This window comes from Pseudoalteromonas sp. MBR-15, from assembly GCF_053628915.1.
This window is the reverse complement of sequence record NZ_JBRJHH010000015.1, coordinates 17,577-40,204: the sequence shown is the minus strand read 5'-3', so window position 1 is coordinate 40,204 and position 22,628 is coordinate 17,577. Positions and strand designations below refer to the sequence as shown.

General features: G+C 41.6%; 25 protein-coding genes. 19 read left to right on the top strand and 6 right to left on the bottom strand.

The features are described 5' to 3' along the window. Positions 1-19: 19 nt before the first annotated feature. Positions 20-412 (bottom strand): hypothetical protein, encoded by a 393-nt coding sequence (locus tag ACSSVW_RS17465; protein ID WP_454179824.1) that lies wholly within the window; start codon positions 410-412, stop codon positions 20-22. A gap of 248 nt (positions 413-660) precedes the next feature. Between ACSSVW_RS17465 and ACSSVW_RS17460 the strand changes: the two genes are divergently transcribed. Both ACSSVW_RS17460 and ACSSVW_RS17455 read left to right on the top strand, forming a co-directional pair. Next, a complete protein-coding gene (locus ACSSVW_RS17460; RefSeq protein WP_036969374.1) occupies positions 661-1,677 on the top strand; it encodes a DUF5924 family protein in 1,017 nt (338 codons plus the stop codon). A gap of 132 nt (positions 1,678-1,809) precedes the next feature. Then, entirely contained in the window at positions 1,810-2,205 is a 396-nt protein-coding gene (locus ACSSVW_RS17455; RefSeq protein ID WP_065979354.1) for a hypothetical protein, read from the top strand. A 47-nt stretch (positions 2,206-2,252) separates the two neighbouring features. Here ACSSVW_RS17455 and ACSSVW_RS17450 read toward each other — a convergent pair whose 3' ends face one another. Continuing rightward, positions 2,253-2,747 (bottom strand): M48 metallopeptidase family protein, encoded by a 495-nt coding sequence (locus tag ACSSVW_RS17450; RefSeq protein WP_036969370.1) that lies wholly within the window; start codon positions 2,745-2,747, stop codon positions 2,253-2,255. A 13-nt stretch (positions 2,748-2,760) separates the two neighbouring features. Continuing rightward, complete coding sequence (locus ACSSVW_RS17445) at positions 2,761-3,609, bottom strand: DUF72 domain-containing protein (RefSeq protein WP_065979353.1); 849 nt, start codon at positions 3,607-3,609, stop codon at positions 2,761-2,763. Between the two features lie 227 nt (positions 3,610-3,836). On the opposite strand from ACSSVW_RS17445, the gene aspS reads away from it, so the two are divergent. The 5 genes from aspS (at position 3,837) to ACSSVW_RS17420 (ending at position 7,869) form a co-directional block, all read left to right on the top strand. Next, positions 3,837-5,606 carry an aspartate--tRNA ligase gene (aspS, locus tag ACSSVW_RS17440; RefSeq protein ID WP_036969365.1) on the top strand — a complete coding sequence of 590 codons (1,770 nt, stop codon included), beginning with the start codon at positions 3,837-3,839 and terminating at the stop codon, positions 5,604-5,606. A gap of 107 nt (positions 5,607-5,713) precedes the next feature. Further along, positions 5,714-5,920: a hypothetical protein gene (locus tag ACSSVW_RS17435; protein WP_036969362.1), complete on the top strand. Its 207-nt coding sequence runs from the start codon at positions 5,714-5,716 to the stop codon at positions 5,918-5,920. After that, positions 5,917-6,519 carry a pentapeptide repeat-containing protein gene (locus ACSSVW_RS17430; RefSeq protein ID WP_371915644.1) on the top strand — a complete coding sequence of 201 codons (603 nt, stop codon included), beginning with the start codon at positions 5,917-5,919 and terminating at the stop codon, positions 6,517-6,519. The genes ACSSVW_RS17435 and ACSSVW_RS17430 overlap by 4 nt, the downstream gene beginning before the upstream one ends. Positions 6,520-6,549: 30 nt before the next feature. Beyond that, the gene (locus ACSSVW_RS17425) at positions 6,550-7,134 is read left to right on the top strand and encodes a GNAT family N-acetyltransferase (RefSeq protein WP_074989717.1); all 585 of its coding nucleotides are present in this window, start codon (positions 6,550-6,552) and stop codon (positions 7,132-7,134) included. A 27-nt stretch (positions 7,135-7,161) separates the two neighbouring features. Further along, positions 7,162-7,869: an alpha/beta hydrolase gene (locus ACSSVW_RS17420; protein WP_454179823.1), complete on the top strand. Its 708-nt coding sequence runs from the start codon at positions 7,162-7,164 to the stop codon at positions 7,867-7,869. 17 nt (positions 7,870-7,886) lie between these two features. Here ACSSVW_RS17420 and ACSSVW_RS17415 read toward each other — a convergent pair whose 3' ends face one another. After that, a complete protein-coding gene (locus ACSSVW_RS17415) occupies positions 7,887-8,774 on the bottom strand; it encodes an MBL fold metallo-hydrolase (protein WP_417698924.1) in 888 nt (295 codons plus the stop codon). 236 nt (positions 8,775-9,010) lie between these two features. Between ACSSVW_RS17415 and ACSSVW_RS17410 the strand changes: the two genes are divergently transcribed. Both ACSSVW_RS17410 and ACSSVW_RS17405 read left to right on the top strand, forming a co-directional pair. Then, on the top strand, positions 9,011-9,853 hold the full coding sequence (locus ACSSVW_RS17410) for an isopenicillin N synthase family dioxygenase (RefSeq protein WP_036969353.1): 843 nt from the start codon (positions 9,011-9,013) through the stop codon (positions 9,851-9,853). A 161-nt stretch (positions 9,854-10,014) separates the two neighbouring features. After that, a complete protein-coding gene (locus tag ACSSVW_RS17405; RefSeq protein WP_065979349.1) occupies positions 10,015-11,421 on the top strand; it encodes a DEAD/DEAH box helicase in 1,407 nt (468 codons plus the stop codon). 62 nt (positions 11,422-11,483) lie between these two features. Here ACSSVW_RS17405 and ACSSVW_RS17400 read toward each other — a convergent pair whose 3' ends face one another. Both ACSSVW_RS17400 and ACSSVW_RS17395 read right to left on the bottom strand, forming a co-directional pair. Next, complete coding sequence (locus ACSSVW_RS17400) at positions 11,484-12,230, bottom strand: DUF3307 domain-containing protein (protein WP_180311495.1); 747 nt, start codon at positions 12,228-12,230, stop codon at positions 11,484-11,486. Beyond that, positions 12,227-12,844 (bottom strand): hypothetical protein, encoded by a 618-nt coding sequence (locus ACSSVW_RS17395; RefSeq protein ID WP_074989714.1) that lies wholly within the window; start codon positions 12,842-12,844, stop codon positions 12,227-12,229. The genes ACSSVW_RS17400 and ACSSVW_RS17395 overlap by 4 nt, the downstream gene beginning before the upstream one ends. A 156-nt stretch (positions 12,845-13,000) precedes the next feature. Between ACSSVW_RS17395 and ACSSVW_RS17390 the strand changes: the two genes are divergently transcribed. The 10 genes from ACSSVW_RS17390 to ACSSVW_RS17345 all read left to right on the top strand — a co-directional run bounded on the left by ACSSVW_RS17390 (position 13,001) and on the right by ACSSVW_RS17345 (position 22,595). After that, a complete protein-coding gene (locus ACSSVW_RS17390) occupies positions 13,001-13,495 on the top strand; it encodes a LabA-like NYN domain-containing protein (protein WP_081759726.1) in 495 nt (164 codons plus the stop codon). 373 nt (positions 13,496-13,868) lie between these two features. Next, on the top strand, positions 13,869-14,783 hold the full coding sequence (nagK, locus tag ACSSVW_RS17385; RefSeq protein ID WP_036969344.1) for an N-acetylglucosamine kinase: 915 nt from the start codon (positions 13,869-13,871) through the stop codon (positions 14,781-14,783). Further along, on the top strand, positions 14,783-15,895 hold the full coding sequence (nagA, locus tag ACSSVW_RS17380) for an N-acetylglucosamine-6-phosphate deacetylase (protein WP_036969341.1): 1,113 nt from the start codon (positions 14,783-14,785) through the stop codon (positions 15,893-15,895). The genes nagK and nagA overlap by 1 nt, the downstream gene beginning before the upstream one ends. A 64-nt stretch (positions 15,896-15,959) precedes the next feature. Further along, positions 15,960-17,090, top strand: a complete 1,131-nt coding sequence (gene nagX, locus ACSSVW_RS17375) for a transmembrane glucosamine N-acetyltransferase NagX (RefSeq protein ID WP_454179820.1) — start codon at positions 15,960-15,962, stop codon at positions 17,088-17,090. 215 nt (positions 17,091-17,305) lie between these two features. Next, positions 17,306-18,100, top strand: a complete 795-nt coding sequence (gene nagB, locus ACSSVW_RS17370) for a glucosamine-6-phosphate deaminase (protein ID WP_075594118.1) — start codon at positions 17,306-17,308, stop codon at positions 18,098-18,100. 168 nt (positions 18,101-18,268) lie between these two features. Then, positions 18,269-19,186: an NAD(+) diphosphatase gene (nudC, locus tag ACSSVW_RS17365; protein ID WP_075594117.1), complete on the top strand. Its 918-nt coding sequence runs from the start codon at positions 18,269-18,271 to the stop codon at positions 19,184-19,186. A gap of 17 nt (positions 19,187-19,203) precedes the next feature. Further along, positions 19,204-20,382 carry a cystathionine beta-lyase gene (locus ACSSVW_RS17360; protein ID WP_454179818.1) on the top strand — a complete coding sequence of 393 codons (1,179 nt, stop codon included), beginning with the start codon at positions 19,204-19,206 and terminating at the stop codon, positions 20,380-20,382. Positions 20,383-20,494: 112 nt separating this feature from the next. Next, on the top strand, positions 20,495-21,313 hold the full coding sequence (locus ACSSVW_RS17355; protein WP_036969330.1) for an ABC transporter permease: 819 nt from the start codon (positions 20,495-20,497) through the stop codon (positions 21,311-21,313). Next, a complete protein-coding gene (locus ACSSVW_RS17350) occupies positions 21,310-22,218 on the top strand; it encodes an ABC transporter ATP-binding protein (RefSeq protein WP_065979344.1) in 909 nt (302 codons plus the stop codon). The genes ACSSVW_RS17355 and ACSSVW_RS17350 overlap by 4 nt, the downstream gene beginning before the upstream one ends. 2 nt (positions 22,219-22,220) lie before the next feature. After that, a complete protein-coding gene (locus tag ACSSVW_RS17345) occupies positions 22,221-22,595 on the top strand; it encodes a PH domain-containing protein (RefSeq protein WP_036969326.1) in 375 nt (124 codons plus the stop codon). Positions 22,596-22,628 lie beyond the last annotated feature (33 nt).

The window sequence follows — 22,628 nt, the reverse complement described above, 5'->3', positions numbered from 1 at the left end:
GATAAAACAGAGGCGCGGTTTAGACCGCGCTTTTTTGTGCTTTAAAGCAATTGATAACATCTTTAGCAGGGATCCCAATTAACGTAATAGTCTCATCGTCTATCTTTTGAATTTTTGATTTAACAGTCACTGAAGGCCCTCGAGTAAAGCTTTTCACAGATTCTGGTGAAAAGATATTTAGCTCATCTTTGATTAAATCTGTTTTATGGGTTTTAGAATCAAAGCTGATCATGATATCACCCTCAAAATCCATTTTTTCTGACGATTCAATAGAGATAATAGAGGCCAAATCAGGGTTTTGCTTAAAATAAATTTTAAAAAAGCTTTTTGCGTATGAGTTTAAATTTTTAATTGAAGTAGTTATGTGGCTATCAACTTCAAGTATTGCATCGTTTTCTAATACTGATTTCATCTTGCAAGTCCATTCACCATTTAAAAAGTTATAATCGTCAAAAGCATTCGCATTTGTACACTTAAAAAGTAATAAAAGTATTATCAAGACTCTATATAACATTTCATTTGTTCCTTTTAGAAAAAATACTCGATGCTCGTTAACTTTATCTAAATATCTTACAGCTTTGAACTAAAAGCTCGTTTTAAAGCCTACATTCATCCAATTTATGCTTTACTCATAAGGCCTAAAAAGGATTTGATGACTGCATGAATTACTTAAAAAACGTTATAACTAAATTTGTTTTCATGATGCAAAAGCGCCCAGGGTTAATGGCGGTGTTAGCGTTTTGCAGTGGTGTGGCAAGCTATGTATTTGTTGAGCGAAAAGAATCGTTTTCGCAACTTATCTCTATTTTGTTATTAGTCACTTGGTTGTGGTTGTTAATAGATAACTGGCTAAGAGATAAAGTAGAGGAGCGTTTTGGTGTGGCGGTGTCGCCCAACGTGGTGCGCTTTGCGCTGCAAGTTGTGCAGCAAGAAAGCCTGTTCTTTGCTTTACCATTTTTCTTAGCGGTGACAACCTGGGATCATGGTCAGGCTGCGTTTACCGCCTTAATCATTCTTTGTGCGTTCGTTTCTGTTGTTGATCCCCTCTATTACAAAAAGCTCGCAAGGCACAGTGTCTGGTTTAGTGTGTTTCATAGCTTTTCCTTGTTTGTCGTGTTGTCGGTTACCTTACCTATTTTATTAAAATTAACGACCAGTCAAAGTTTTGAAATTGCGCTGATCACGGCTGTTATTTTAACAATTCCAAGTCTTGGCAATTTGATGCCGAATGCAAAATGGTGGCGTTTCCCGCTGTTGGTGCTATTGCTTTGCGCTTTAAGTGCCGGGCTTTGGCAATTACGTAGCTTTGTGCCGCCTGCGGCACTGCGTTTAACCGATATGAGCGTGTCGTATCAGCTTGATGAACAAGCCCGTAAACCAATAGAGCCTATACAAAAGTTAACCGAGTATGATTTACATCAAAAAGGTCTATACAGCTTTAGCGCAGTTAAAGCCCCAAGAGGTTTAAATGAAAAAGTCTTCCATGTTTGGGTGCATAATCGTAAAGAAGTTGAACGCATAGCCCTGGATATTTCCGGCGGTCGTAAAGAAGGCTATAGAGCATGGAGCCACAAAACGAATTTCCCTGCAAATGCCGCAGGAAAATGGGTCGTTAAAGTGGTTACCGAATCAGGGCAGCTGATAGGTCAGAGAAGGTTTGAGGTAACTGAAGTTTAGCTGTCAGCTTTCAGTTTTTAGCCGAAATGAGAGAGGGGCAATTTTGATTGAACGTTTATGAGGAACATGTTGCTATGAACCAATAACTTAATTATTGTAAGTATTAAGTTTAAAATTTTTGGTAAGAAAAGCATGACTAGGTATTTTCAGTTTACTGTGCTGGTTACAGCAGTTTTATACACGACGTTTTTTTTCTTACCGTATATTTGGCAATATATTTACTCTGAAGACATCTCTTACTTATTATCGGCTGCAGGAACAGGTGGAATTATCGATCCTCAAAGCTCGTTTCCATACATTTACTCAATGGTATATGTATTAAGTCTACTTGGTCTTTATTTATACAAAAAATTAGCAAAGTGGTTATTTTGTTCACTGACTGCCTTTAACTTTCTTGTTAGCCCTTACATTCTTGGGCTATATGTCACAATGTATTTTGATGCATCTATTGGTTATTTACTTACTCTTTGCGAAGGTGCATTGATTTTAATGCTCTTTAGTGATGATGTTATAAAAAAGCTTAAGTAAACAGTCTATTTTTGGTATTAGATCTCATATTATTTTTACTTATAGCATTAATAAGGGTTTTTCCCTTCACCTACCAGCACACTGAATATTCTTAAATCAAGCTCGAGTTGATGGTATTGCGGCTCCATGTGGCAACAGAGTTGATAAAACGCTTTGTTATGATCTTTTTCTTTAAAATGTGCAAGTTCGTGAACAACCAATGCTTTTAATAACGGCTCTGGTGCGCATAGTAAGTCGCTGTTAATGGCTAGGTCGTGCTTACGCGTTTTGCCTTGCATACGAAAAGTATGCGTACCTAACGCATTGGTGACCATATCGCCTTGTTTTTTAAACGCGGCACGACCAAAAGGCAGGGCGTTTTTAAGGTAACGTTTTTTAAGCTCGGTTGCATAATTGTATAAGGCTTTATCACTGGTGATGTTATGCGCGTCAGGGTATTTACCTTTTAAATACTGTGCGGCTTTGTCATTACTAAAAAGCTGTAATACTTGGTCAACGATATGGGGCGGGTAACCTTGAAAATAACGGCTGTAGTCTTTCATATGCACTCTGAAATTAAAATAAACTGCTTTGGCTGGCTTCTCGCTCACCTGCAAAAGGCGCGAGCACCGGGTGATTATAACCTAAATCTTGGCAAAATTGCCTCGCCAATAGTGGCGATTCGCGGTTATCGGCGGTATGAAAAAACACATACGGTGATTTACCTTCTTCAAGCCATTGTTTTATTTTTTTAAGCCAAGGTTGGTAATACGATTTGTATTCATGGTTAAGGCTTGCAATCACAAAGCGCAGCATCGGGTTACTGCCCGTTGCTATAGCATGGACAGGCAAATAAGGCTTTTTCTTTTGCGCATCAATCAATGCATCTGTTTCTGCGGGCACTGCAAATAAAGCCCGTGTATCCATACTTATACGATTAATGTTGTTTTCAATTAGTAGCTGATTAAGGCGAATTTCAGCATCACCTTTTTGAAAAAACGCGGGATGGCGTACTTCAACACCATAATTGAGGTGTTTGGGTAACTGGGCAATAAAATTAGTCAGCAGGGGCAGAGCATTAGGGCCAAAGGCACTTGGTAACTGCAACATAATTTGCCCAGTTTTGGCAAAAATAGGTTCAAACAGGGTCAGCCATGCATTTAGCTCATTGTTTATATTGGTGAGTTGTAATTCATGGCTAAAGCGTCGGTGAAATTTAAAGGTGAATTTAAAGTCGTTGGGTACAGCATCGCACCAGCGTAATAATGATTCGTGACTTGGGTCAGCATAAAAGCTGGTATTGCCCTCAACCGAGTTGAAGGTGTGCGCGTACTCGTTGAGCATGTCGGCACTTTTACAGTGACTAGAGAGTAAATTTCCTTTCCATGCGGTGCTAGACCACTGCGGACAACCTAAGTACAGCATTAAATCAACCAATAAATTTAAACTGCGCGTAGTGTAACAAAAGAAATGAATGCTCAGAAGTCAGTGCGCATATTTAGGCTTCTTGGCGCACTGCTGGCACTCGCATTTTGAGATGGTTTGGGTATAATGCTCAGCCTTAAATGATTACTTTGTATAGTGGCTTTTGCTCTCAAAATAGCGAACTCTTAAGAGCAGGCGGCTATAAGTCTTTAACTGACAGGAATACTATGCGCTCTATATATTGCGGACAGCTAAATAAATCTCACGTAGATCAAGAAGTTGAACTATGTGGTTGGATCAATAAACGCCGTGACCTTGGTGGACTTATTTTCGTCGATTTGCGTGACAGAGAAGGGCTCGTTCAAGTGGTTTTTGATCCTGAAGTAGAAGGATTAATGGACACTGCGAATAAACTACGCCAAGAGTTTTGTGTGCAGTTAAAAGGTGTTGTTCGCGCACGCCCTGAAAGCCAAGTAAATAAAGACATGGCAACAGGTGAAGTTGAAATTTTAGGCACAAGCTTAACTATCATCAACCGTTCAGAGCCATTACCTCTTGATTTTAATCAGCAAAACTCTGAAGAGCGCCGTTTAAAATACCGCTACTTAGATTTACGTCGTCTTGAAATGAGTGACCGTATTAAACTACGTGCAAAAGCGAGCAGCTTTGTGCGTCGTTTCTTAGATGACAATGGTTTCTTAGATATCGAAACACCCGTACTTACAAAAGCAACACCAGAAGGTGCGCGTGACTACTTAGTACCAAGCCGTGTGCACAAAGGCAGCTTTTATGCATTGCCTCAGTCGCCACAGTTATTTAAACAATTACTAATGATGTCGGGTTTTGACCGTTACTATCAAATTGTTAAATGTTTCCGTGACGAAGATTTACGTGCTGACCGTCAGCCAGAATTCACACAAATCGATTTAGAAACGTCATTCATGAGCTCTAATGAAGTTCGTGCGATGACAGAGAAAATGATCCGTGAAATGTGGCAATCACTGCTTGACGTTGATTTAGGTGACTTCCCTGTCATGCCTTACAGCGAAGCAATGCGTTTATACGGTTCAGATAAGCCAGATTTACGTAACCCAATGCAACTTGTTGATGTTGCTGACTTAGTCAAAGACGTTGAATTTAAAGTTTTCTCAGGCCCTGCAAACGACGAAAAAGGCCGTGTTGCCGTGTTAACTGTACCTGGCGGTGCAGAGCTTTCTCGCAAGCAGATTGACGACTACACGAAATTCATCGGTATTTATGGGGCGAAAGGCCTTGCATGGATGAAGGTTAACGACCGTGCTGCGGGTGTTGAAGGTGTACAATCACCAATCGCTAAGTTCTTAAATGAAGACGTGATTAACCAATTACTTGAGCGTACTAATGCGCAATCGGGCGATATCATTCTATTTGGTGCAGACAAACGCAACGTGGTTAACGAAGCAATGGGTGCACTTCGTCTTAAGATTGGTGTTGATTTAGGTATTACAAACCTTGATAGCTGGAAACCGCTATGGGTTGTTGACTTCCCAATGTTCGAAGAAGACGACGAAGGTACATTACATGCGGTTCACCACCCATTCACGGCTCCAAAAGAAATTTCGCCAGCAGAGCTTGAGGCAAACCCTGCCGCTGCAATCTCTGATGCATACGACATGGTATTGAATGGCTATGAAGTAGGTGGTGGCTCAGTACGTATTCACAACGCCGACATGCAAGAAACAGCGTTTAGAATTTTAGGTATTGATGCGCAAGAGCAACAAGACAAGTTCGGTTTCTTACTTGACGCCCTAAAATACGGTACACCACCGCATGCAGGTCTTGCGTTTGGTCTTGACCGCTTAGTGATGTTGCTATGTGGCACTGATAACATTCGTGACGTAATTGCATTCCCTAAAACAACGCAAGCATCATGTTTATTAACAGATGCACCAAGCAAAGCTAATGCGGATTCGTTAACAGAGCTTGCGATTAATGTGGTTGCAAAAGACGCTGAGTAATTCTTAATAAACTGAATTATAAGCTTTAATGAAAGCCCTAAGGTGTACCCCTTAGGGCTTTTTTGTGTTTAAATTAATTTTTATATGGTGTATTTCAAGGAGTGGGTATGAATATAAACGCCAGCTTTATTAATTACTTAATGCTTATTTTAGTTCCGTTTTTTGCTGTAATGAGTTATTACCTCGGTAAACGTAAAACGACAACCCCTATCATTGTCGCTATTATCGGTGGTTTGTTAGGTTTAATGCCTTTATTTGGTCTGGTATTTATTGCTGTACTGGCGCTTAAAAAAGATATTGAGACGAGCGCGTGATCACAAGCCATTCGCTTTATTTTGAACACACCTTTGAACACACCTTTGAAGTAAACCTAGCAGGGCAAACATTTTCGCATTGCGAATTTGAGCAATGCGAATTTATCGATTGCGACTTTAGCCACAGTCAGTTTGAAAACTGTCGGTTTATAGAATGCGAGTTTAAAAACTGTAATTTAGCGGCGCTTGGGCTCAAGTATACCTCACTTGAAGAGGTGAGCTTTAAAGCGTGTAAATTAACCAGTGTACGCTTTACAGATGTTGATTGGCCGCTGCTTGCCACCCGTGCCCCTGTGAGTTTTATTGGCTGTGAACTTAGCCATAGCAGCTTTTTTGAACTCAGTTTAAAGGCCTTAAAAATGCGCAGCTGTTTTGCCAAAGATGTTGATTTTAGGCATGCGGATTTATCATCTGCTGATTTTACTGATACTGATTTTCGTGACAGCGTGTTTCAACAAACTAATCTCAGTAAAGCTAATTTTATTGGCGCCAGCCATTTTGCTATTGATATAACCGCTAATAATATAAGTAAAGCTAAATTCGAGCGTTATGCAGCTTTGGACTTACTCGCCGGGCTCGATATAGAGCTGGTGGATTAAGTACCATTACTAATAGGATTAAGGAAAGCCATGAATTTAAGTCCCACCTCCTTGGAAGGAAAATTTATTAAATTAGTGCCATTAACACCAGCGCATCGTGATGCACTTGTAAATGCAGCCGCAGATGGTGAGTTGTGGAAATTATGGTTTACCTCTGTGCCCAATGAAGAGCGAGTTGATGACTATTTAACCATGGCATTTGAGCAACAAGCTCAGGGCCGAGCATTACCATTTGCAGTTATAGACCAGCAAAGTGGCGAGGTTATCGGTTCAAGCCGTTTTTGTAATATTGATACTAAAAACCGCCGTTTAGAAATTGGTTATACCTGGTATGCCAAGCGCTTTCAGCGCACAGCCGTCAATACCGAATGCAAAAAGTTACTGCTTAATTATGCTTTTGAAACGCTGCATGTGATTGCTGTAGAGTTTCGTACTCATTGGCATAATATGGCATCACGCAATGCTATTGCACGTTTAGGGGCTAAACAAGACGGTGTACTTCGAAACCACCAAGTAATGGCCGATGGGCATGTGCGTGACACGGTGGTGTTTTCAATTATTGATGGCGAGTGGCCGATGGTTAAACGCAGTTTAGAATATAAATTAGAGCAGTAGAAAGTGTTGACTATAAGAAAAATAACTTTGTTATTAGCGTTTACACTTTTTGGACAGCGAGCCATTGCTACTGAAACTGAGGTTTTGTTTGATAGCCAACGATCGCGCCATATTCCAGTGACGATAACGCCTACCGATAGTAAATGCACCGCGCAGAAAAAGTGCCCCGTTGTTTTTATTGGCGCAGGTTACGGTATGGCGCATACAGATTATCAATTTGCGCAGCAGGTTTTTCATCAGCATGGCTATTTAACGGTTGAAGTTGCGCATGAATTAAACGGTGACCCAAGTTTAAATCCTGAGCCGCCTTACATGACGACGCGGATGGAAAATTGGCATCGCGGTGTAGAAACGCTGATGTTTTTAGTGAATGAACTTAAAGGGCGTTATCCTGCGTATGATTTTAACCAGTTAACCTTGTTTGGGCATTCAAATGGCGGCGATATTGCAGCCTTGTATGCCGCTATTTACCCAGCGAAAGTGAGTAAAGTGATCACCCTTGATCATCGTCGTATGCTGATACCACGTAATAAAAACATTGCTGTGCTTACGCTACGCGGCAGTGACTACCCTGCAGATGACAACGTATTGCTCACACAGCAAGAGTTGGCTTTATACCCTGTTACACAAGTAACAATGGCAGGTTCTCGCCATAATGATATGTATGATGGTGGTCCAAAAGTACTGGTCGAGCGTATGCGCAAAGAGCTCGATGCGTTTTTATCACGCTATTAATTATTTTTGATATTCAGTTAAAACTGGGCATCAATATCGCTGCGAAAATTAAAATAACCCATCTCGACAAGGTTGTTATACACACCCTCAATATTCAGTGGTAGCCATTGCTGGTACATTTTTAAATGGCTGTATTTCTCTAAAGTAATTTCTTTTTGTAAGGTTGAGAGTTTTTTGCCTGCTAACATGCCATCGCGAACGGCTGCATGTAAGTCTTCAATATAGTGTAAGTAAGACACCACATCATCGCGGTTGCCTGTATCAGCGTGCCCACCTATAAACACAGCAAAAGGTGGCTCATTAAGAATGGCCTTTGTGGAAGAGAGCATTCCGTTAATATCGTACCCTATGAGGTTTTTATAAGGCATGCGGCCAAGTACAATCCAATCAACAACGTAAAGTACATTAGCTGGCATAAAACGCATACTGACATTACCTCGGCCATTATTTGGCCCGTAGTAATTGAGCACAACGTAACTCTCACCTAGGTTCAACGTTAATGTATCGCTAAATGTCAGATCAGGCAGGGCTGTCGGCACTTTATTCAATCTTAGGTCGTCAGCGGCAAACTTATGAGAAACGACGGTGGTGTTTTTATCAATGAGTTCATTACCGCCCATGGCATGGTCAACATGGCTATGGCTGTACACCATGTATTTAATGTCGGCGTTAAACGTTTTCTTTATATAACTTTTTAAATATTTTGCGGCATCACTATTGAGTGGGTCGGTCACTAATGCAACCTTATCAACGATCATAAAGGCGCTGTGGTAATGGCCGGCACTAAAGCGGTATATATTGTCTTTAATATTTTCAACCTTATAGCTTGTCTGTTCTACTGCAAAGGTATATTGACCGAGTAGCATTAGTAAGCTGAAAAGTACAAGGTGAAGCCTGGCGAACATAAACAATCCTTTTACGTTGAAACGTATCTAAATAAGCACATTAAAGTGCGTTCTAGCGTGTGTATTATAGTCGATAAAGTTTAGTTGATCTGTGTCAAATTTCAGGAACTCAGCCTGTAGGGGAGGACATAAGTCCTTATATTTTTAACTGCGTTTCTCTATCCTCGCGAAGCGCTATAATGAAGAAATGCTATGCTTAGCACAGACTTCTAGAACCTTATTCACTGGAAAAGACAATGCAACATTTACCTACCGTTGATTATAAAGCGAGCGATGCGGCCGCTCAATTTGTTGAGTCACTAAGAAACACAGGTTTCGGTGTATTAAAAAATCACCCAATTCCTCAGTCATTAGTTGAATCAATCTATAAAAATTGGCAAGAATTCTTTAATTCTGAGCAAAAGCATGCGTTTTTATTCTCAAAAGAAACACAAGATGGTTATTTCCCGCCGTCTGTGTCTGAAGTTGCAAAAGGCTTTACCGTAAAAGATATTAAAGAGTACTACCACGTTTATCCTAAAGGCCGAGTGCCCGCACAATTAGAAGAAGAAATTCGTGAGTACTATCGCTTAGCCAATGAGTTTGCAGCCACACTTTTAAGCTGGGTTCAAGCAGAAGCACCAGAAGACGTGCGTGCTAAGTTTTCTATCGATCTTAAAGATATGATTGCAGACTCTGAGCAAACACTTCTACGTATTTTACATTACCCTCCCATGACGGGTGATGAAGAGCCGGGTGCGATTCGCGCCGCTGCACATGGCGATATTAACTTATTAACGGTTTTACCAGCAGCCAACGAACCAGGTTTGCAAGTACAAACAACAGATGGCGGTTGGTTAGATGTTCCGTGTGATTTTGGTAACCTGATCATCAATATTGGTGACATGTTACAAGAAGCGTCAGGTGGTTACTTCCCATCGACTATTCACCGTGTGATCAACCCAACGGGTAAAGCGTCAACGAAATCACGCATTTCGTTACCGTTATTCCTTCACCCGCGTCCAGATGTTGTATTGTCTGAGCGCTATACTGCCGATAGTTATTTACAAGAACGTTTACGTGAGCTAGGCGTTAAGTAAAAGCAAACGACTAGAAAGAAGCGGCTCAGGCCGCTTTTTTCGTCTTTAATACACATACCAATAAATCGCCGTTATAAAATAATTCCATGCATTATTGGCTATCATAGGTATAATGCGCGCACTTCGGCAATTCAGCTGACTTTTTGAATTTGAGAGACACTATGAGTTTTGATGGCTTAGGATTATCACAGTCTTTAGTTAATGCAGTTTTAGAAAAAGGCTATGAAACACCTACGCCTATTCAAACACAAGCGATCCCTGCGATTATAGCGGGTAGAGACGTGATGGCCGCGGCGCAAACCGGTACAGGCAAAACAGCAGGTTTTACTTTACCGTTAATCGAGCGTTTAGCCAAAGGCAAAAAGGCAAGTGGAAATCGCGTGCGCGCGCTTGTGCTTGCACCTACACGTGAGCTTGCATTACAAGTGAGCGAAAACGTAGAAGAATATGCTAAGCATTCTAATATTAGTTCGTTTGTGGTGTATGGTGGCGTTAAAATTAACCCGCAAATGATGCGCCTTCGTAAAGGTGTTGATATTTTAGTTGCAACACCGGGACGCTTACTGGATTTACATAATCAGAATGCGCTCCAGTTTGATACCTTAGAAGTGTTAGTGCTTGATGAAGCTGACCGTATGCTTGATATGGGCTTTATTCACGATATTAAACGTATCATTGCGAAGTTACCTACTCAGCGTCAAAATTTGATGTTTTCAGCGACGTTCTCTGATGAAATACGTGCCTTAGCAAAGGGACTTATTAACGACCCAGTCGAGATTTCTGTAGCAGCTAAAAACACCACCGCAAAAACTGTGTCACAATCGGTTTACGCGGTTGATAAGTCAAGAAAAACAGCCCTATTGAGCCATTTGATTCGTACCAACAATTGGCAACAGGTATTAGTTTTTAGCCGTACCAAACATGGTGCTAACCGTTTGGTTAAACAGTTAGAGCGTGATGACATTGTGGGCGCGGCTATTCATGGTAATAAATCGCAAGGTGCGCGTGTTAAAGCGCTTGAAGGTTTTAAAAATGGCGAAGTACGTGTATTAGTTGCCACAGATATCGTAGCCCGAGGGCTTGATATTGTTGAGCTGCCGCACGTTATCAATTACGACTTGCCGAATGTGTACGAAGATTATGTACACCGAATTGGTCGAACTGGTCGTGCAGGTGCTTCTGGGCATGCTATTTCGTTTGTGACAGCCGAGGATGCCATTGATCTATACGGTATTGAACGTTTTATTGGTGAATTGATCCCGCGCGCGACTGAAGCGGGGTTTGAACCAAGCAATCCCGTGCCTGAAAGAGAGCTTGATGCACGCCCAATTAAACCTAAAAAGCCGAAAAAAGCCAAACAGCCGTTTTCTAAGCCGAAGTCGGATAGTAAAAAACCAAATAGCAATGGCAGTGGCATAGGTCCACGCCGTGGTGGTTCGGGAAAAAAATCTAATGCCACTAAAGGAAGTGACGAGCAAACACAAAGCCCATGGGCTAAGCGTCAGTCTGTAGGGGGGAATGCTCAACGCAAACGTCGCCCTAAAAACGGTGGCTCAAATAACAGCTAATTTATCGGTTGATTAATAAAAAGCGCGCCTATTTTGGCGCGTTTTTTTATGGGTCTGCAAAGTCACACTGCTTTGAGGTAATTAACCGCTAAGCCAATGAATAAAGTCATGCTGACACTGAGTAAGGTACCGAGCATAACGTATTCAGTCAGTTTTTTATCTTTACTGGCACTTAAATCACCAAAGCGGAATACGGATTTTGCTGCAAGTAAAAAGCCAACGCCTGCAAATTGGTCCAGTAAGATAAATGTTAGCATTAATACGCGCTCAAGCATGCCGATACTTTGTCCTGCGGCTGGTAAACTGCCAGTGGCGCTAAAGCCAGATGTGATGCGCTCTAACATCATGCGAATAAACACCGCTGTTGGATTTAAAACCAATAAATAGCCACACAGCACCCATAATGTTGCCGGTTGCATCAACCATTCCCAGCTATGTGTAAAAAACTCATCGTTGTCGCTTAACCATATAGCCAGTAACAACAAGATAACTAAATGTGCAAGTTGGTCGACAATAAAAGGAACCACGCCTTTACTTGAGTAAGATTTAGCAAGGTCGATTACATAGTGTGTAACCATAATTACTGCCGTGGCGATAACGACGCTTGAAAGCGCTTGCCAACCATAATTAAACTCCCAAAGTAATAGCACCAAAAATGAGCTAACACCGTGGGTGAGCACGTGTAAGTAAAGTTTACTGGCACGAAAGTGGCGTGTATTTCTGTCATGCACCCAGCTCATGGGTTGCCAGTAAAAGTCGGCAATTAAATGCGCTAAAACTAAGCTTACGATAAGTAATGAAAAACTCATGTTGTCATTCCTTTGAGTGTGGTTTGGCTGTACTGCATAAAACGTTCAATTAATTGGTAGTGAGCTAAATTTAAAAGTTTTGTGACATTGGCTCGGCTTGTTGCGAGTTCTTTAGCAAGTTCGGCATGATTGTTGTGTTCTGCTGTTAAATAATAAAACAACGCATTTGCTTGTTTTTGACTCATTTTTTCAAGTAATACTTCAATTAGTTCAATATTGAGTAAAAAACCCTCGTCAAGGGGCTGATTGTCTATTTGTAAAATGAGTCGTTGATGGCCCATATTATCTAACCCCCGCCCAGATAGAGTATAGGCACTGCCTGTGGCTGTTTTTATATCAGCCCGTGGATTATCAACCTTTCCAATGGCCAGGCTTTGTCTGAGCTCATAATTAGCGGCTTTCATTTGCAAGTATAAAAGTATCGCCGCACAACATACTGTATCAGGCGTCGCTAGATGCAGTTGCATAGCATCGCCGCGGTAAATGGTATAGTCAGCGTCGAACCGATTAGCAATAAAGCGTAGACTCTGATCAAGCTGATACAGCATCGCGTCGTATTCTTGCTGGGGGATTTTTTGTGACTTAATTAAATCACCACTGATCACCGCTATCATTATGGATTTCCTTTTTAAAGTAACTTAATTCAGTTACATCGCGATAAGTAACCAAATTCGGTTACTTTGTTTTATGTAACCAATTTAGGTTACTCTTTCGTAAATTTCAACCAAGATATGCTACAGTGTGATCAAACCACTAAGAATAGAATCAGTATGCAAGCAGTTGATAAGCCAAAAGTCGGCATTTTTGTTGATGTGCAGAATATTTATTATACCTGCAGAGAGAGCTATAAAAAGAATTTTGATTACAATGCCTTCTGGGCGAAAATGAGCGAACGATATCAGATTGATTGCGCGATTGCGTATGCAATTTATCGCGGTGATGAGAAACAGTCTCAGTTTCAAAATATTCTCCGTGCGATTGGCTTTGAGGTAAAACTTAAACCTTTTATTCAACGCCGCGACGGGAGCGCAAAAGGGGATTGGGATGTTGGTATCACCATTGATATGCTTGAGCATGCAAAACAACTCGATAAAATGATTTTGCTCTCCGGCGATGGTGACTTTGCCTTATTGCTTGGCCACCTAGCACACAACTACCACATTCCTTGCGATGTGTATGGCGCTGAATACCTTACTGCCGATGTGCTTAAACACGCTGCTGCTGAGTTTCATTGTATTGATGATTCTTTGTTGCTCGGTAAATGAAGAAAAATTATTCCATAATAAATAAAATATTTAAATAAAGTATTATTTCAGCTAAGCTAACATGAGTTACACTGATTACAAATAAAGGAAACGTGGTTTGTCAAAACCAGATTTATGCCAAAAAAGGTGTGAATGAAAGCGTTATCAGCCATCCTTGGTGGAGAATTAAAATTTCTTACCTTTAAATAAAGCTATTTAATTCAGTGGATTATGAATAAATATGAAACTAATGCTAATTTTTATAAAAAATATAATGACAACGCTGTCATTTGTTGTGTAACATTAAATCAACATGGGTCGAGATGATTTCGCATTCAGATAAGAAAAAAAGTGCGATTGAGACAAAAACTAAACGAAGGTTAGGGGTCGTTAAATGATGGCGAAGAGTGTGAGTGAGGACCAGTTGTTTATTGGTATTGATGGTGGCGGAACGAAATGTCGAGCAACTATCTACTCTGTTAAACAGGGTGTATTAGGAACCGGCCTGGGTGGTCCAGCGAATCCATTACATGGTTTGGAACGCACACTTGAATCAATCATGGTTTCCACACAGCTTGCGCTTCGAGACGCGGGATTACCCCTTGAAACGGTTCATCAACTTTATGCTGGTTTAGGATTAGCGGGTGTAAATCTTCCGAGCCTTTACGATAAAATTATGGAATGGGATCATCCATTCAAACAAATGTTCTTAACGACCGACTTACACACCGCGTGTATAGGGGCACATGAGGGCAGTGATGGCGCTGTTATTATCACAGGCACTGGCTCATGTGGTTTTTCATGCGTAAACGGTCGCACGACTAACTTTGGTGGCCACGGTTTTGCGTTAGGTGACAAAGGAAGTGGCGCATGGATGGGCTTAGAAGCAATTAAAGCCGCATTACTTAATTTAGATGGCTTAGGGCCTTCAACGAGCTTAACGAGAGTGATTACTGAACATTTTTCTGCTGAAAATGCGATGGGTATTGTTGAGCAAATGTCGGGACAGCCTTCAAGTAGTTATGCAAAACTAGCGCGCTATGTGTTTGACGCTGCTAATAATGGCGATGCGGTTGCCACTGCTATCGTTCAAGATGGTGCTGATTATGTGAGTAAATTAGCGCACCGTTTACTTGAAAATAAGCCTCCTCGGTTATCGATGATTGGCGGCCTAGCAGAGCCCCTTAATAAATGGCTTGATACTGAGATAGCAAAACGCGTAGAAGCGCCTATTCAGCCACCAGAAATGGGCGCTGTGTATTTCGCACAACAATCAGTGCTCGAACAAAATCAAGAGGTTGCTCTGTAATGGCTACTTATCATGCTACGTCATTGTTTACCGGTGACGAGTTTTTAGAAAATGTTTTTTTTAGTGTTGCAAATGGGGTGATGACATTTGTTGATGCTGTTGATAATGCGATTGAATTAGATGGCTTAGTCGCTCCGGGTTTCATTGATGTACAAGTGAATGGAGGAGGCGGTGCCTTCTTTAATGCTGAGCAAACAACAGAATGCTTAGACCGAATAGCGAAAGCACATGGTCAGTTTGGCACTACGGCACTGATGCCCACCTTGATCACCGATAAAGTTGAAGTAATGGCGATGGCGGCTGATGCAACAGCCAAAGCACTTGCTGAGGGGGTACCTGGGGTACTAGGAATACACTTTGAAGGCCCACATTTATCATTCCCTAAAAAAGGCACGCACAGTGAGCAATTCATTCGACCAATAACAGAACAAGAATTTGCGATTTATGCACGTCAAGACTTGGGTATAAAAATGGTGACCTTGGCACCTGAAAGTGTCAGTACCGACGACATTGCTCGTTTAATCGAATGTGGTGTAAAAGTATCTATTGGTCACACGAATGCTGATTTTGCGACAACGAATGCAGCACTTGCTGCGGGAGCCGATGGGTTTACACACTTATTTAATGCTATGTCAGCGTTTACTTCTCGAGAGCCTGGTGTTGTTGGTGCAGCGCTTTGGGATGATAACAGCTGGTGCGGATTGATTGTTGATGGTCACCATGTACACCCATCATCAGCCAAGTTGGCAATTCGTACCAAGCAACGTGGGAAAATCATGTTAGTCACAGATGCGATGCCACCTGTGGGTACAAATGATATGGAATTTGATTTTTTTGATGGTCGAAAAGTAATTCGAACAGGTGATCGTTTAAATTCAACGACGGGCGAGTTGGCGGGCAGTGTATTAGACATGGCAAGCGCGGTGCGAAACACCGTGAATACCTTAGATGTTAGTTTAGCGGAAACATTACGCATGGCGTCACTGTATCCTGCACAGTACCTCGGTTTAAAGAAAAAAGGCCGCTTACTAGAAGGCTATGATGCCGATTTTGTCGTACTTGATGAGCATCAATGTGTGACAGCTACTTTTATTGCTGGTAAAGCGCTGTAATTAACTTCCCTGGTAAAAACCCCCGCCGTTGTATCGCGGGGCTTTTTGTATTCGAGGTAATAACATGACAACAACACACCCTACAAAAAAACGTTTAGCCTCATTAGATGCGCTTCGTGGCATGGACATGTTTTGGATATTAGGTGGTCAGTCGATATTCGCAGCGCTATTTGTGTTAACAGGCTGGACTGGCTGGAAAGTATTTGAAGCACATACTGTGCACAGTGCCTGGCATGGCTTTACTTTTTATGACTTAATTTTCCCGTTATTTATTTTCTTATCAGGCGTTGCTATGGGGCTTGCACCGAAGCGCATTGACCACTTAAGTTGGGATGAGCGTAAAGTGTATTACCGTAAGGCAGCTAAACGTTTGTTGCTATTGTGCCTATTAGGGATTTTGTATAATCATGGTTGGGGCACAGGCATGCCTGTGGCGCTTGATGAAATCCGTTATGCCAGTGTACTTGGCCGCATTGCGATCGCGTGGTTTTTTTGTGCCATGCTAGTGTGGCACACGAGTCTGCGTACTCAAGTTATCACGGTATTGTCTATTTTAGTCGGTTATTGGGTGCTTTTGTGCTTTGTGCCGGTACCCGGTGGCAGTGCAGGGGACTTATCTGCAGCGGGGAGTTGGAATGCATGGTTTGATGCACATTTATTACCAGGCATTAGCTATCAAAACCGTGTCGTTGACCCAGAAGGCGTGCTGTCGAATGTTCCAGCGATTGTTAATGCTTTAATCGGTGTGTTTGCAGGCCAACTTATTGCCCGAGCTCAGCAAATGGGTGAATGGAAAATGTCGGTGATACTGTTTGCCTCAGGGGTTATCTGTGTGTGTTTAGGCTGGTTATGGGACTTACATTTTCCGGTAAATAAAGAATTATGGACGAGTTCGTTTGTATTGGTCACTGTTGGCTGGAGTGCGATGTTACTTGCTGTGTTTTACGCGCTGGTGGATATTCTGCCAGGCCAGCGAGCAGCGTATCCATTTGTGATCATTGGTGCTAATTCAATTATTATTTATTTGGCATCAAGTTTGGTGAATTGGGGTTATGTAAGCCAAAGTGTGTTTGGTGGAGTGATCCGCTCAACACCAGAAATATGGCAGCCTTTAATGAGTGTTATTGCATTACTGGCCGTTCAAATGCTGGTGTTACATTGGATGTACCGCCGCAAAATTTTTGTGAGTGTATGACAAAATAGCCCCATTTTTTTGTCGAAAACAGTTATTTTTTATTCACTTTTACTTTACAAACTTAAATCTAAAAGTGATAATGACAGCGTTGTCATAATGGTTGTAGTCACTGTACCGTATCCTGGCAGTGGCTTGATCTAAAACCCAATTAGATTGCACGTGTGGTTGGGTTTTAGATCCCATTTTTTTCCAACTTAAAATTAGAGCTAATCGATATGCAAATAGTGATTCTTGATGATGCCGCACAAGTCGCAGCCTATGGTGCTGACATCTTTGCAAAACAATTATTAAAAAAGCCAGCGTCAGTACTTGGTCTAGCAACGGGTTCAACACCTGTTGCGTTATATCAAGAACTCATTACTAAAAATAAAGCGGGTGATATTTCCTTTAGCCAAGCGACAACATTTAATTTAGATGAATACTTAGGTTTAACAGGTGAGCATCCACAAAGTTACCGATACTTTATGAATGAGCAGCTGTTTAATCATATTGATATCGATAAAACCAATACGCATGTGCCGCCAGGGGATGCAGAGAATCCTTTGGTTGCGTGTAAAGACTACGAGCAAAAAATTGTCGATGCGGGCGGCATCGATGTGCAATTACTGGGCATTGGTCGTAACGGTCACATTGGCTTTAATGAGCCGTCGTCAGGGCTTGCATCACGCACACGTGTTAAAACACTGACTAAAGCAACGATAGATGATAACGCGCGTTTTTTTGCTGAGGGCGAATACCAGCCTCATTTATCAATTACGATGGGGATTGGCACCATTCTCGACGCTAAAAAAGTGGTGCTGCTAGCTACAGGTGAAAGTAAAGCCGATGCTGTACATGCGATGGTTGAAGGCCCATTAATGGCGAAATGCCCAGCATCAGCATTGCAGCTACACAAAGATGCAGTGATTATTATCGATAAAGCTGCCGCAAGTAAATTAGAAGATTTGGCGTTTTATCAGCACATAGAGGCTGAAAACCAAAAATTACAGGCACACCTAGCGAGCTTGTAAAATTGTGAGAGAGCATAAAAAAGCCCATTTGGGCTTTTTTTATGCCCGTTATAAATTGGGTTTATCATCAGCTTATGGTAATTTCGTAGACGAACCTTTTTAGGATACTAAAACGTAGTTTCTTTAAATGGTTAGAGTAGAAGATGTAAATTATTTCAAAGGAACGTCATGCTGAATTACTCTCAAATGCCATTGGACCGTGCATCAAATCGTCGCAAAGATCCTAAGTGGCTGAAGGCACAAATAAATTCGCAAAGCCGCTGGTTATTGGTTAATAAAAATCAAAGTTTATTCGTAAAAGATACGCCGCAAGTATGTTATTTACGGTTATCGCAAGTGGATCATTTAGACTTATCAAAAGGCATTTTGCTTGGCCTTGATGAGCAGGACATTGCTCATTTTGCATTGGATGTAAGTGACGTTCCAGAATCGGTAATAGCCCCCGTACTTGATGGTGCTGAATTTGTTGATATTCGCAAGTTAGGCCCTCAAGTTGAACTTAAACAAGGCTCTATTGCAGCCCTTGCCAGAGGTTTATGCTTTTGGCATGCAACGCATCGTTTTTGTGGTCGATGTGGTCATGAAAATAACATGGTTGAAGCGGGTCATTCACGCTTATGTGAAAATCAAACCTGCCAACATCAAACATTCCCGCGCACTGATCCTGCCGTTATTATGATTGTAACAAAAACCTTTGCTGATGGCGTTGAGCGCTGTTTACTAGGTCGCCAAGCCAGCTGGCCCGAAGGGGTTTATTCAACGCTTGCTGGATTTGTTGATCCTGGCGAAACGTTAGAACAAGCCGTTGCACGCGAAGTAATGGAAGAAGCGGGGATTGAGGTGACAGACATTCAATACATTGCTTCTCAACCGTGGCCATTTCCTTCCTCTATAATGTTTGGTTTTATGGCAACCGCCGTGTCAGAAGATATCTTAGTTGATAAAGACGAATTAGACGATGCGAGATGGTTTAGTCGTGCTGAACTTAATGAATTTGGGCAATGGCATGAACAAGGCAATCACCTTAAGCTAACACGACAAGATTCTATTTCACGATTTTTGGTTGAGCACTGGCGCAACCTGTAAAGCAGATTGGAAAAAAAATGAAAAAGATAAATAGAAATACCCAACTCGTCTCTGCAGGGCGTAAGAAAGCCTATACGCAAGGCGTTGTTAACCCGGTAGTGCAACGTGCGTCAACGGTGGTATTCGACTCAGTTGCAGAGTTAAAAGAAGCAGCAAAAAAACGGGGTGATAAAACACTTTTTTATGGCAGACGAGGAACAACAACACACTTTGCATTACAAGAAGCCATCGCTGAACTTGAAGGTGGCGAAGGCTGTGCGCTTTATCCATCAGGCGCTGCGGCTATTAGTAACGCTTTATTGTCGTTTGTAAAAACGGGTGATCATATTTTAATGGTCGACACGGCTTATGAGCCGACACGCGACTTTTGCGATAAAATACTGGCGGGCTTGGGCATAGAAACCACTTACTACCCGCCAGGCATTGGCGCGGGCATTAGTGCGCTTATAAAAGACAACACCCGCGTGCTATTTTTAGAATCGCCGGGATCAATCACCATGGAAATTCAAGATGTGCCAGCGATGGTTGCTAAAGCAAACGAATGTGGTGTGATGACCATGCTTGATAATACGTGGGGGAACGGTTTGCATTATCGCCCACTTGAGCACGGTGTTGATATCAGTATTCAAGCTGCAACAAAGTACATTGTTGGTCACTCCGATGTAATGATGGGTGTGGCGGTTTCAAACAAAAAATATTGGCCAACATTAAGAGAAAACTCATATTTATTGGGTCAATGTACCTCAGCAGATGATGCGTATTTAGCATTGCGCGGCCTTCGTACGATGGCTGTGAGATTAAAACAACATGAGCAAGCTGCAATTGACGTTGCAACATGGCTTGAAACCCACCCATTGGTTGATCATGTACGCCATCCTGCATTCGAAACATGCCCAGGGCATGAATTCTTTAAGCGTGACTTTGATGGCAGTAATGGCTTGTTTTCATTTGTAATGAAAGCAGGTAATCAGCAAGCCATTGATGCATTTCTAGATAGCTTACAGCATTTTAAAATGGGCTTTTCATGGGGAGGATATGAAAGCCTCGTTACGGCAAATTTAACCATGAAAGGACTGCGTTCTGAAACAGGTTGGACGCAAGGCCCTGTGATACGTTTACATATAGGCCTAGAAGATGTGGCTGATTTGCTAGCCGATTTAGATCAAGCACTCGCCATTTATGAGCAGCACCTCTAACTTAAAAATATACTTTGTTACATAAGAGCCGTTTATCGGCTCTTTTTTTCTGGTAATTCAAGCTGTTTCACCTTAGTGTAAATTAAATATTAAAATTCATTAAGGATTATGAGTGACGCAGTTACATCCTAAACGCCTTGCGCAAATTGCACAATTTGAGCTTGTAAGACTCTTTTTAACCAAAAGAGGGTTACTAGCCGTTGCCGCATTTGCCATTTGTTGGTTATTAATTTTACGCTACCCCATAGCGCAATCTGTTAGCTTAATAAGTTCGCCAGATTTTGCCGATTTTGCGAGGCAAATGTTTGGTGCTATCGGAATTAGTAAACTTCTCGATTGGCCAGAATCAGAGCTTGCGGTGTATTGGCTTATTGCTTTGTTTAGTTTTCCTGGTTTTTGTTTATTTTTATGCAGTGACCAAACCGTGGGAGATAAACAACGCGGCACACTGCGCTTTTTATCCTTGAGAGCGACGCGTAGCGAAATAATTATAGGTCGCTTTTTAGGGCAGTTATTAATACTCACCGTACTTTTATTTGTGACCTTAATGGCCACTGTTTCTATGTTAGCGTACCGAGAGCCAAGCTTATTTGTATCTGGGCTTAGCCGCAGTGTTGTTTTATTACTGCATTTAGTGATCACCGTTATGCCATTTATCGCGTTAATGAGTTTTTTAAATACGTTTGCACGTTCTGCGCGATTATCCTTTGTTTTGGCTATTTTATTTTTTGCAGCAGGGAACATTATTATTGGTCTTTTAAGCTGGCAATGGCCTATTTTTGAGGTGTTAAATTATCTGTTTCCAGGTTATCAAATTGACCTTATGGCAGGGCAAAGGGCAGGGCTGATGTTAGGTGTCGGTTTACCTTTGCTGCAGACAGCTGTTTTGTTAGTTGTGGCTGAGCGTATTTTTGCAAGGAGTTCATTATGACCGTATTAATTCGTGGCGAAGGTCTATCGAAAAATTATGGCAGCAAACGCGCGCTCGATAATGTCAGTTTCGAAATTAGTAAAGGGGCACCAGTGGCATTGGTTGGGCCAAATGGAGCCGGTAAAACAACGCTATTTAGTTTGCTCTGTGGTTACATTTTACCTAGCGCAGGAAGTTTATCGGTAATGGGACATAAACCGGGCAGTGCGGCCTTGTTTGGTAAGCTCACTGCATTACCACAAGATGCTCAACTGGACCCGCGCTTTAGCATTGCCCATCAACTTAATTTTTATGGTCAATTACAAGGCTTAAGCAATGCGGTACGCAACAAAGAAACCGCACGCGTACTTGAGCTGGTTGGTTTGGCTGAGGTAGCTAAACAGCGCCCTGATGATTTATCGCATGGCATGCGCAAGCGCGTCACAATTGCGCAAGCATTAATAGGCACACCTGAAATCGTGATGCTAGATGAAGCAACCGCTGGCCTTGATCCGATTCATGCGCGTGAAGTGCGCGAGCTTGTCAGTACACTTAGCAATGAAGCGACTTTTATTTTGAGCTCGCATGATTTAACTGAACTCGAGCGTTTATGCTCTCAAGTGCTGCATTTAGACCAAGGTGTGTTAAGCGAGCATCAAGCTCGTTCAACAAGTCAGGACAACAAACATTATATCACTTTGCAACTGAGTCAATTATACGACGGGGTAGAGACCAAACTATCAAGTTTGCCAGAGGTCAACCATGTCTATATGAGTCAATCAAAAGAATATGTTATAGAGTTTGAAAAAGGCGCTGACCCATTTGATATCAATCTTCTTCATTTTTGTTATCAACAAGGTTGGCACTATCGCCAATTGGTTAATGGTCATACACTTGAAAATCAAATATTTAATAAGGAGAGCTAATCATGGGTCTATTAAGTGGGTTAATGGGGAATGCAAGCGAAGTCGATAACAGTGACTTAGAGCATTTAATTGCCAATACATTAATTGAAGGAGAAAGCGTACAAAAAGCCTACAAGGTTGTACGCGATATGTTTATCTTTACCAATAAAAGACTAATCCTTATTGATAAACAAGGTGTTACTGGTTCTAAAATGGAAATTTTGAGTATTGCTTATTCAAAAATCACCAAGTTTAGTAAGGAAAGTGCCGGTCATTTTGATTTAGATGCGGAGTTGAAAATTTGGGTTGGGTCAGATCCAACACCAATCACTAAAGACTTTAAAGCCGGAGATAACATTAATGAAGTTTATAAAATTATAAGCCAATTCTCTATATAAGGTACTGAACTGCTTGTTCTTTTCTGGAAAAAG